We start from the raw sequence: 10,959 nt of genomic DNA, 5'->3' as shown, positions 1-10,959 counted from the left end.
AGAGGCCATGAACAGTGACGTATCCCGGGCACCCCAGCGCCGCCGCACCTGGCAGCGCGAGGCTGTGCGTGAGCGGCTCGAGGCTGAGGGCGGTTTTGTAACGGCGCAAGAATTGCACCGGTTGCTTGAAGAAAGCGGACAGCGCATCGGTCTGGCAACCGTGTACCGGGCACTCGGTACGCTCGTCGCCGATGGGCTTGCCGACAGCATCCGTCATGAGGATGCAGAACTCTACCGGTTCTGTGACGATGACGGGCACCACCATCACATCGTTTGTCGGCGCTGCGGAGCTGCCGAACAGATCGAAGACAACGAAATTGAGTCGTGGGCCAGGCAGGTGGCAGCCGAGCACGGCTATAGCGAACCCACCCACGTGCTCGAAGTGTTCGGACTGTGTGGCAATTGCACAAAAACTGCTGAAAAAAAGTGACGACGGCGAAAACTCGCCTAGACTGCTGACATGTCACGCAAGAGCTTTCTTGGCTGGCCGGTTCTGCGCCAGCTACGCACCGGTGATACCACCGGTCGCGGGCCTGCCGTGACTTCGGCTCGCACCGAATCAACCGAGCCGCGTATTGCCACCGCCGACAGTGTGGCACGCAGTGTCTGCCCCTACTGCGCGGTGGGATGCGGTCAGCTTGTCTACACCAAAGACAACAAGGTGATTCAGGTCGAGGGCGACCCCGACTCACCAATTTCGCGCGGGCGCCTGTGCCCCAAGGGCTCGGCCAGCGAACAGCTTGGCAACAGCCCCAACCGCGTCACCGAAGTGCTCTACCGCGCACCCCGCGCACGCGATTGGCAGCGCATCGATCGCGAAAAAGCCATCGACATGATCGTCGACCGCTTTCTCGAAGCGCGCGCCAATTGGTGGGAAGACCGCGACGAAGACGGCCGTCCGCTGCGCCGCACCATGGGTATCGCATCCCTCGGTGGCGCCACGCTCGACAACGAAGAAAACTATCTGATCAAAAAGCTGTTCACCGCAGCCGGCGCGATTCAGATCGAAAACCAAGCCCGCATATGACACTCCGCCACGGTTCCCGGTCTGGGAGCCTCGTTCGGGCGCGGTGGTGCGACCCAGTCGTTGCAAGACATGGCAAATGCCGATTGCATCATCATTCAGGGTTCCAACATGGCCGAATGTCACCCCGTTGGGTTCCAATGGGTGATCGAAGCCAAACTGCGCGGTGCCCGCATCATTCACGTTGATCCGCGATTCACCCGCACGACCGCGAATGCCGATAAACACATTCGCATCCGCGTGGGAAGCGACATCGTGCTGCTGGGCGCGCTCATCAACCACGTCATCACGAACGAGCTCTACTTCGACGAGTACGTGCGTGCCTTCACCAACGCCACCTCGGTGGTGAGCGAAGGATACGAAGGCCCAGAGGACCTCGACGGGCTGTTCTCGGGATTCGACCCCGAAACCGGCAGCTACGACAGGTCAACCTGGCAGTACGCCGCACCCGACGGCTCGGATAGGACGGTCGCGGCTGGTGAAACCTGCCAGACCGACCCGACGATGCAGCATCCCCGCAGCGTTTTCCAGATCCTCAAACGCCACTACGCGCGCTACACGCCCGAAATGGTTGAAGAAGTCTGCGGTATTTCGCGCGCCGACTTCCAGTACCTGGCCGACTCAATCGTGCAAAACTCGGGGCGCGACCGCACCACTTGCTTCGCCTACGCCGTTGGCTGGACCCAGCACGCTCAGGGTGCCCAATACATCCGCACCGCCACCATCCTGCAGCTACTCATGGGCAACATCGGTCGACCCGGATCGGGCATCATGGCGCTGCGCGGCCACGCCTCGATTCAGGGATCTACCGACATCCCCACGCTGTTCAACCTGCTGCCGGGATACCTACCGATGCCCAGCGCCGGCGTGCACGACACCCTCGACGACTATCTCAACGCGGTCGGGCCCAAGAACCAGAAGAGCTTCTGGGCAAACGCCGATGCCTACACCATCAGCATGCTGAAGGCATGGTGGGGCGATGCAGCCACACCTGAAAACGACTTCGCCTACGACTATTTACCACGGCTCAACGGCGCCCACGGCACCTATCAGACCGTGATGCGGATGCTGCGCGACGAGGTCGACGGCTACTTCATCCTCGGCCAAAACCCAGCGGTTGGTTCGGCAAATGGTCGGATGCAGCGGCTCGGCATGAGCCACCTGAAGTGGCTGGTGGTGCGTGACTACTCGATGATCGAATCGGCCACCTGGTGGAAGGACGGCCCCGAGATCGAATCGGGTGAGCTGCGCACCGAAGACATCGAAACCGAAGTATTCTTCCTGCCTGCCGCTAACCACATGGAAAAATCCGGCACGTTTACGCAGACGCAGCGCATGTTGCAATGGCGTGAACAGGCCGTCACCCCGCCGGGTGAGGCACAGAGCGAACTCGAGTTCTTCTACGAGCTCGGAAAGCGCATCCGTGAACGCCTGGCCGACAGCACCGACCCGCGTGACCGGCCGCTACTCGACCTCACCTGGGACTACCCGGTAGACGAGCATGGCGAACCCGACGCCGAGGCTGTGCTGCGCGAAATCAACGGTTACCGGCTCGCCGAGGGCCCCAATGAACAGGGGCTCGTGAAGGGCTTCAACGAGCTGCGCGCCGACGGCTCCACTGTTGGTGGCTGCTGGATTTACGCGGGCGTGTTTGCCGACAACGTCAACCAGTCGCGCCGCCGCCCCAAGCGCGACGAACAAAACGAGATGCAGTCGAACTGGGCGTGGGTGTGGCCGGCGAACCGCCGCATCCTCTACAACCGCGCATCGGCCGACGCCGACGGCAAGCCCTGGAGCGAACGCAAAAAACTTGTGTGGTGGGATGCCGACACCGGCAAGTGGGTCGGCCCCGACGTGCCCGACTTCCCGGCCGATCGCGCCCCGGATGCAAGCCCCGAGGGTGATCCGGCGGGCCCGGCATCGCTCGCGGGTACGGATGCGTTCATCATGCAACCCGACGGTAAGGCGTGGCTGTTCGCGCCGCAGGGCGTGATCGACGGGCCGCTGCCGGCGCACTACGAAGCGCACGAATCGCCGGTCGGTAACTCGGTGTACTCGGTGCAAAACCCGCCGACGCAGGTCGAATTTAGCCGCAGCGACAACCTGCTCAAACCGGTCGCCGGCACGCCCGGTGCCGAGGTGTATCCGTTCGCGTTCACCACCTATCGACTCACCGAGCATCACACCGCCGGCGGTATGAGCCGCTGGTTGCCGTTCCTATCCGAGCTGCAACCAGAAATGTTCGCCGAAATTTCGCCCGAGCTCGCCGAACTGCGCGGTCTCGAAAACGGTGGCTGGGCCACAATCGTCTCGCCGCGTGCCGCTATCGAAGTGCGCGTGCTGGTTACCGAACGAGTGCGCCCCGTCGTGGCCAACGGCACCACCGTGCATCAGATCGGTCTGCCCTACCACTGGGGTGTCGGCGGTGACGCGATCGTCACCGGCGACTCGGTCAACGACCTACTCGGCCTGACGCTCGACCCGAACGTGTACATCCAGGATGCGAAAACCGGTGCCTGCGATATTCGCCCCGGCCGCCGCCCGCAGGGTGAAGACCGTGAGCGCTTGGTCAACGAATACCGAGAGCGCGCGGGTATCCTGGCATCCGGCAGCGACGCTAAGGAGGCATGACGATGACCATGACCCCGGAACGCCGCGGCGCAATCAACCTCGGCCGCGTGAACGATCTCGGCAGGGTCTATGCCGGTAACCCCAGTGCAGACGCCGCCGACCCCGCCGCGGCGGTCAACTGGCAGCACACGCACGAGCGCAAAGGGTTTTTCACCGACACCTCAATCTGCATCGGCTGTAAGGCCTGCGAGGTCGCGTGCAAAGAGTGGAACCAAAACCCGCAGGATGGCGACTTTGAGCTGCTCGGCTCGTCATACGACAACACCGGGTCACTCGGCGCCAACACCTGGCGGCACGTCGCCTTCATCGAACAGGACGGCGAGCGCATCGAGCAGGCCCGCGAATCGGGCCGCCAACTGGTGAACCTCGGTATGCCGACCGTGCGGCCGCCCGAGGGGCCGGCAGCCGCGGTGGCGAAACAGTACGCATCCGACACCGATACCACCATGCCCGACACCCCAGAGTTCCGCTGGTTGATGTCATCGGATGTGTGCAAACACTGCACCTACGCCGGCTGCCTGGATGTGTGCCCCACCGGTGCGCTCTATCGCACCGAGTTCGGCACTGTAGTGGTGCAGGCTGATGTGTGTAATGGCTGTGGAACGTGCGTAGCCGGCTGCCCGTTTGGTGTGATTGAACGTCGCGACGATGGCACAGTGCAGACCAAGGCGCAGCGCGACGATCACGTCAACGAATTCGAGCAGGAGATACCCAACCGAGGCACCGCCAATAAGTGCACGCTCTGCTACGACCGGCTCGTAGTTGGCGAACAGCCCGCCTGTGCAAAAACCTGCCCCACCACCTCGATCAAATTCGGTGACCGCGCCGAGATGGTGGCGCAGGCGAAAGCGCGCGTAAAGCAGCTGCACGAGCAGGGACTCACCGAGGCCCGACTGTACGGTGCGAATGAGCTCGACGGTGTGGGCGGTACCGGTTCGGTGTTTTTGCTGCTCGACGAACCCGAGACCTATGGGCTGCCGCCCGACCCGCGAGTTCCCACGAAAGATTTGCCGCAGATGTTTAAGCACGCGGTGGTGGCCGCTGCCGGGATGCTCGGCGCGGTTGCGCTCGCATTTCTCGGCGGGCGGAAGTAGACGAGCGAGGCCGGAAACGAATGAGCACCTCAGTATTTGACGGATACCGCCCGCCCGAGCCGCCGCGTCGCCGACGACGCCGCGACGGTGATCAACCGCGTCGCCGTCCGGACGGTGGCGGTGATGGCTCGCGTGAGATGGCGATGGTCGACGATGTGGAGTTCTCGTCGTATTACGGCCGCCCGATCGTGAAGGCGCCGCCGTGGAAGCACGAGATCGGCATCTACTTCTTTCTCGGCGGTGTGGCGGGTGGCTCGTCGCTGCTCGCGCTGGGGGCGCAGGCGACGAAGCGGCCGCGACTGCTGCGTAACACGCGCATCACTGCGCTGGCCGCTATCGGTGTGGGTGCGCTGGCGCTCATCAAAGACCTCGGCCGCCCCGAGCGTTTCATCAACATGATGCGCACCTTCAAAATCACCTCGCCGATGAGTGTCGGGTCTTGGATTCTCGCCGGATTCTCGAGTCTTGCCGCCATTCCTGCTATCGCCGAGGTCGACCGTGCGACGGGCCGCCGGCTGCCGCTACCGAAGTTTGCGCGGCGCCTGGTCGATGTCACGGCCCCGGTGGCCGGGGTCGGTGCGGCAGCGATGGCTGCGCCGCTTGCCACCTACACCGCGGTGCTCATTGCCGACACCGCTAACCCGGTGTGGAACGCAGGCCGACGAGAGCTGCCGTATCTGTTCGCCAGCTCGGCGTCGCTGGCCGCATCCGGCGTGGCGATGGTGACCACTCCCACGGCCGAGATCGGTCCGGCACAGAAGCTTGCCGTGGCTGGCGTGATCGGTGATGTGGCCGCCATGCACCTGATGAAAGAAAATATGCATCCGGCCGAGCGCGAGCCGCTTGAAAGCGGACAGCCGGGCAAAATGCTCAAAGCTGCCGAAGTGCTCGCGATCGCCGGTGGGGTTGGCGCGCTGCTGGCGCGCGTGCATCGTGTTTTCGGGGTCGTTTCGGGGCTGGCGCTCGCCGGAGCCTCAGCGCTCACCCGTTTCGGTGTGCTCGAGGCTGGGATCGAGTCGACGCACGACCCGCGGCACGTGGTCGAGCCGCAAAAAGCGCGGCTCGCGGCCCGTCGCGCCGCGGGCATCGTCGACGACTCCATCACCACCGCCGGCTAGCGCCCGCCTCGCGAGGGCGCGCGGTGCTCGCCTTCGCGTCGTGCCTTCGCGTCGTGCCGTCGCTTCGCGTCGCCGCCGAGCGCGCCCTCGCACCCGCGCTCGGCGCCGCATCCCCGCCGCGTCGTGCCCCGCCGCGTCGCATCCCCGCCGCGTCCTGCCCTGCGGTCTTGCGCTTCACCCTCGCGGCTCCCATTTCCCGGTTCTGTGTGCCTTCGCGTTATTTGTATGTGGCACAACACCCACATTTGACGCGAACCCACACAAATCCCGGGGAGGAGGCGCTGGATCCGGGGGAGGAGGCACGAGGGCCGGGGGAGGAAGCGCTGGGTTCGGGGGTATCGACGGTGTTCCGTGACCAGAGGGGGATGCGCATCGCGGCGCAGTGCTCCCGCGCCGGCTCGTTCCGCGTTGGCAGGCGCGCTCGCCGCGCACCCGCCAGTGCCGAACCCAGCGCTCCACTTCTCTCGGGTTCTGTGTGGGTTCGCGTTATTTGTATGTGGCAGGGCACACACATTTGACGCGGACACACACAGATCCGGAGGGGCGGCGGTGTTCTGTAGGCAGAAGGGGGTGCGCGCACAGGTTGCCGCGCACTGCGTCGGGCCGCGCCGGGCACCCGCGTGCACCGGTCGCGCCGGGCGCCCGGCGCGACCGCGCGCTCGCGCTAGCGGATGTGCACGCGACCCGTGCCGGCCACGGTCTCACCGATCACCGGGTAGCCGGGCACCTCGCCGATCACGAGCAGACCTCCCGAGGTTTGCGCATCCGCCAGCAAAATCAGGTCGTTTTCGGTCACGGTCGTCGCGACATCAAGGTGCGGGCGCACCCAGTCGAGATTCCGCCTCGAACCGCCAGAAATGTATCCCTCAGCAATCGAGCGACGCGCAGCCTCCAGCGACGGCACCGACGAGCGGTCGATCACCGCATCCACACCCGAGGCGCGGCACATCTTGAACAGGTGACCGAGCAGCCCAAACCCGGTGACATCGGTGGCCGCTTTCGCCCCCGACTCGAGCGCCTTACGCGATGCCTCGGCGTTCAGCGTGGTCATCACCTCGATCGCCTCGGGGAACACCTCACCGGTCGACTTGTGCCGGTTGTTGAGGATGCCCACACCGATCGGCTTCGTAAGCGTGATCGGCAGCCCCGGCTCAGCAGCGTCATTGCGCAGCAGTTTGTCGGGATGCGCGGTGCCGGTAACCGCCATACCATACACCGGCTCGGGCGCATCAATCGAGTGGCCACCGATCACCGGGCACGACACCTGCTTGGCCACATCGAGCCCGCCGCGCAGCACTTCGCGCATGAGTTCCATGGGCAGGGATGCACGCGGCCAGCCCACGAGGTTGATCGCGACAGTCGGGGTGCCACCCATCGCGTAAATATCCGAAAGTGCGTTGGTGGCGGCGATGCGGCCCCAATCGTAAGCGCTGTCGACCACGGGCGTAAAAAAGTCGGCCGTGCTCAGGACCGCCAGCCCATCCTGGATGCGAACAGCGGCCGCGTCGTCACCGTCATCGAGCCCGACGATCACACTGTCATAGTCTTGACCGGCGAGTTCACTCACCACGTTTTCGAGCTCGCCCGGCGGGATTTTGCAGGCGCAGCCGCCGCCGCTGGCCGTGGTAGTGAGTCGCAGCGCGGATTCGTCATTGAACTGTGCAGTCGGTTCCATGCGGCTAGCCTACCCACGGCCGGCAACCGCGTCGTGAAAGTTCTTTGCTGGTAAGTTGTCGCTCACTGGAGGCGTCTGGTGCCCTGGTGGGCCCCCCGGTCTTCAAAACCGGTGAGGCCGAGTAGCTCGGTCTGGCGGGTTCGATTCCCGTCCGCTTCCGCCACCGTGATGCCACCGTGCATCGCAACCCGCACAAGCTCGCCGCGCCACCACGCCCGGCAGCCGCAATGAAGCAGGTGACATGACATCCCCCGACGACCCGCGCCGCCGCATCCCACGCACCGACACGCTGCTCGCGCTGCCCGAGGTGCGTGCCGCCGCTGCCGGTCTGGGCGAACAGGTGCTACGCGGGGTGATTCACGCCACGCAGCAGCGCGCCCGCCGCGGTGAAATCGCGCCCGAGCAGGTTGCCGCCGAGGTCGTCGCATCGATCGCCTCCACGCGTCCTGTCTCGCTGCGGCCGGTGCTCAACGCCACCGGGGTGATCGTGCACACAAACCTCGGCCGCGCACCGCTTTCGGCCGCCGCCACCACCGCCATTGTTGAAGCCGCCGGATACTGTGATCTTGAACTCGACCTCGCCACCGGCACCCGCTCGCGACGCGGCGTTGGGGCGCGGGCGGCGCTCCTTGCCGCCTGCCCCGCGGCCGAGGATGCGCTCATCGTCAACAATGCAGCCGCCGCGCTGATGCTCGCCACCACCGCGCTCGCGGGCACCGGCGCCACCGACGAAAAAGGTGTCGGTGCGAAAGAAATCGTGCTCAGCCGCGGTGAATTTATCGAGATCGGAGCCGGATTCCGCATCAGCGACCTGATCGCCGCAACCGGCGCGCGCATCCGCGAAATTGGCACCACCAACCGCACGCATCTGGCCGACTATGACGAGGCCGTCACCACTGAAACCGGATGCGTGCTGAAAATTCATCCGAGTAACTATTACGTTGCCGGGTTCACCAGTTCGGTCGAAACCTCGCCCCTTGCCGAACTGTGCCGCGAACGGGGCGTACCGCTGATCGCCGATATTGGCTCGGGGTTGTTGGCGCCCGAGCCGCGGCTACCGAACGAACCCGATGCCACAACCGCCCTGGGTGAAGGCGCCGATTTGGTGATCGCGAGCGGTGACAAACTGCTCGGCGGGCCGCAGGCCGGCATCATTCTCGGCCGACGCGACCTCATTGGCCGCATTGCCAGGCATCCGATCGCTCGCGCGGTGCGCGCCGACAAACTCACACTGGCGGCAGTTGAGGCAACCGTCGCTGCCGGAACCTCACCGGTGCGCGAGGCACTGGGCGCGGATGCAGACCAGTTGCGGCAGCGCACCGAGCAGCTCGCCAGCCGCGCGACAGCCGCAACCGACATCGAAATCGCTATCGTCCCGCACGATGGTCGCGTTGGCGGTGGCGGCGGAGTTGGGGTGCCGCTTCCCGGCTGGGCGCTCGCGCTTCCCGAGGCCGCCGCCACACCGCTGCGCACTGGCACTCCGGCGGTGCTGCCGCGCAGTCACGATGGCGCCTGCCTGATTGACCTGCGCTGCATCCCCGCCGACCGTGACGCCGAGCTGGCTGACGCGATTATTGCCGCACTGCGAGCACTGCGGTGACCGGGCGTTTTGTGGTCGCCACCAGCGGGCATGTCGACCACGGCAAATCGACTCTGGTGCGGGCGCTCACCGGCATCGAACCCGACCGGCTGGCCGAAGAGCGCCGCCGCGGGCTCACGATCGACCTCGGTTTTGCCTGGTTTGAACTCGACTCGGGCCGCTCGGTCGCATTCGTGGATGTGCCCGGTCACGAGCGATTCATCGGCAATATGCTCGCCGGGCTCGGCCCCGCGCCGGTGGTGCTCTTCGTGGTCGCCGCCGACCAGGGGTGGCAGCCGCAGTCGACCGACCATCTTGCCGCGGCGGTGGCGCTCGGCATCCGGCACGGTGTGGTGGCACTCACCCGCACCGACCTTGCCGACGACACACAACTCGACGCCACCACCGCGCAGGTGCGGCAACAGTTGGCGGGAACCGCGCTCGCGGATGCGCCGATCGTGCCGGTGTGCGCGCTGGAAGGCAGCGGGCTGCACGAGCTGCGCGAGGCGCTCGACGCGACACTGGCGCAACTGCCTGAACCGGACGCATCCGCCCCGATAAGAATGTGGCTTGACCGGGCATTTACTATTTCTGGTGCGGGTACCGTGGTCACCGGCACGCTCGCCGAGGGTGCCCTCGAAATTGACCAACAGCTTGAGCTGTGGCGCGGGGATGCCGACCCGGTGGCGGTGCAGGTACGCGGTCTGCAGCGCGGCAAACACGACGAGACTCGAGTCACCGGGGTTAGCCGAGTGGCGGTGAATTTGCGGGGTGTACCTTCCGGGGTTGCGGCCCGCGGACAGGCACTCGTGACCCCGCAGCGCTGGTGGGCGAGCGACTCGGTGGATGTGCGTCGCGTCAGTGGGCCAGCGTTCGATGAACTCCCGCGCGAGGTGATCGCCCACCTCGGCACCGCGGCGATTGCGGCGACCGTGCGCGATTTCGGTGCCGAACACGCGCGGCTACATTTTGCTGCCGAGTTGCCGTTACAGATTGGTGACCGGCTCGTGCTGCGCGCACCGGGCGCGGCCGTGGGAATTGGCGGCGCGCTGGTGCTGGATGTTGACCCGCCGCAGCTGCGTCGGCGCGGTGCCGGCCGCCGCCGCGGTGCCGAACTCGCGGGCATGGCCGACACCGGGTCGATCGTGCACGAGGTGGCGCGGCGTGGTGCGATGCCGGCGGCGAGGATCGAACAGTTTGGCATCGAGGTGCCAGATGAACTGCCGAATGAGCTCGTGCGAATTGGTGCGTGGCTTGCCACCAAGGATGCGCTGCTGGGCTGGGCGCGGCAGTTGCGGAAGCTCGTGGTCGATGACGCGGCTGCTGATCCGCTCAGCGTGGGTATAACCCGGGATGCGGCCGTGGATGCGCTGGCGGTTCCGGATGCGGAACTGCTGGGCTCGGTGGTGCGGCTGGCAAAACTCGAGGTGCGTGACGGGAGAATCTGCGCCGCACAGCGCGCCGCCACACTCGGACCCATCGAGGCGGCGGTGGCAAAACTTGAAACCCAGTTGCGCACGGCGCCGTTTGTGGCACCGGATGCCGACACGCTCGCGGCGCTCAAACTTGGGCGTCGAGAACTCGCGGCGGCTGAGCGTGCGGGGCGGCTGCTGCGCATCGCCGAGGGGATCGTGCTGCTACCGGATGCACCGGCGCGGGCGGCAGCAATACTGCGTGAGCTGCCGCAGCCGTTCACTGTGAGTGAGGCGCGTCAGCGGCTCGACACCAGCCGACGCGTGGCGGTGCCACTTCTCGAGCTGCTCGACCGTCGCCGACTCACCAGGCGTGTTGATGACAGCCGGCGCATGGTGTTGTAGGTGCCCTGAGCCAGCCGCGAT

General features: G+C 65.8%; 7 protein-coding genes and 1 tRNA gene. 7 read left to right on the top strand and 1 reads right to left on the bottom strand.

The window, feature by feature from the left end; genetic code table 11:
- The first annotated feature begins 7 nt into the window (after window positions 1–7).
- Genes PV375_RS07320 through nrfD form a run of 4 tightly spaced genes read left to right on the top strand, consistent with a single transcriptional unit; the run spans window position 8 to window position 5,867 of the window.
- Window positions 8–430 (top strand): Fur family transcriptional regulator, encoded by a 423-nt coding sequence (locus tag PV375_RS07320; RefSeq protein WP_201613743.1) that lies wholly within the window; start codon window positions 8–10, stop codon window positions 428–430.
- A gap of 30 nt (window positions 431–460) precedes the next feature.
- Window positions 461–3,655 carry a formate dehydrogenase gene (gene fdh / locus PV375_RS07315; RefSeq protein ID WP_332106755.1) on the top strand — a complete coding sequence of 1,065 codons (3,195 nt, stop codon included), beginning with the start codon at window positions 461–463 and terminating at the stop codon, window positions 3,653–3,655.
- Between the two features lie 2 nt (window positions 3,656–3,657).
- Window positions 3,658–4,749 (top strand): 4Fe-4S dicluster domain-containing protein, encoded by a 1,092-nt coding sequence (locus PV375_RS07310; protein ID WP_332106754.1) that lies wholly within the window; start codon window positions 3,658–3,660, stop codon window positions 4,747–4,749.
- A 20-nt stretch (window positions 4,750–4,769) separates the two neighbouring features.
- Window positions 4,770–5,867, top strand: coding sequence for an NrfD/PsrC family molybdoenzyme membrane anchor subunit (gene nrfD, locus PV375_RS07305; protein WP_332106753.1), 1,098 nt, complete (start codon window positions 4,770–4,772; stop codon window positions 5,865–5,867).
- Window positions 5,868–6,531: 664 nt separating this feature from the next.
- On the opposite strand, the gene selD is transcribed toward nrfD, so the two are convergent.
- Window positions 6,532–7,542: a selenide, water dikinase SelD gene (gene selD, locus PV375_RS07300; protein WP_332106752.1), complete on the bottom strand. Its 1,011-nt coding sequence runs from the start codon at window positions 7,540–7,542 to the stop codon at window positions 6,532–6,534.
- A gap of 67 nt (window positions 7,543–7,609) precedes the next feature.
- Between selD and PV375_RS07295 the strand changes: the two genes are divergently transcribed.
- The 3 genes from PV375_RS07295 to selB all read left to right on the top strand — a co-directional run bounded on the left by PV375_RS07295 (window position 7,610) and on the right by selB (window position 10,938).
- Window positions 7,610–7,705 (top strand) — tRNA-Sec (locus tag PV375_RS07295).
- A gap of 78 nt (window positions 7,706–7,783) precedes the next feature.
- A complete protein-coding gene (gene selA / locus PV375_RS07290; protein ID WP_332106751.1) occupies window positions 7,784–9,142 on the top strand; it encodes an L-seryl-tRNA(Sec) selenium transferase in 1,359 nt (452 codons plus the stop codon).
- Window positions 9,139–10,938 (top strand): selenocysteine-specific translation elongation factor, encoded by a 1,800-nt coding sequence (gene selB, locus PV375_RS07285; RefSeq protein ID WP_332106750.1) that lies wholly within the window; start codon window positions 9,139–9,141, stop codon window positions 10,936–10,938. Before selA ends, selB begins: the two co-directional genes overlap by 4 nt.
- The last annotated feature ends 21 nt before the right edge of the window (window positions 10,939–10,959 follow it).

The sequence above is a fragment of the Gulosibacter sp. GYB002 genome (genome assembly GCF_036577665.1).
Classification (GTDB): Bacteria; Actinomycetota; Actinomycetes; order Actinomycetales; family Microbacteriaceae; genus Gulosibacter; species Gulosibacter hominis.
The sequence above is the reverse complement of the archived record's forward strand: the minus strand, read 5'-3'. Positions and strand labels throughout refer to the sequence as shown.

What these genes read in the sequence shown, in the direction of transcription:
- PV375_RS07320 (WP_201613743.1), top strand. Translation starts at nt 8, where the DNA reads ATGAACAGTGACGTATCCCGGGCACCCCAGCGCCGCCGCACCTGGCAG.
- PV375_RS07310 (WP_332106754.1), top strand. Translation starts at nt 3,658, where the DNA reads ATGACCATGACCCCGGAACGCCGCGGCGCAATCAACCTCGGCCGCGTG.
- nrfD (WP_332106753.1), top strand. Translation starts at nt 4,770, where the DNA reads ATGAGCACCTCAGTATTTGACGGATACCGCCCGCCCGAGCCGCCGCGT.
- selD (WP_332106752.1), bottom strand. Translation starts at nt 7,542, where the DNA reads ATGGAACCGACTGCACAGTTCAATGACGAATCCGCGCTGCGACTCACT.
- selA (WP_332106751.1), top strand. Translation starts at nt 7,784, where the DNA reads ATGACATCCCCCGACGACCCGCGCCGCCGCATCCCACGCACCGACACG.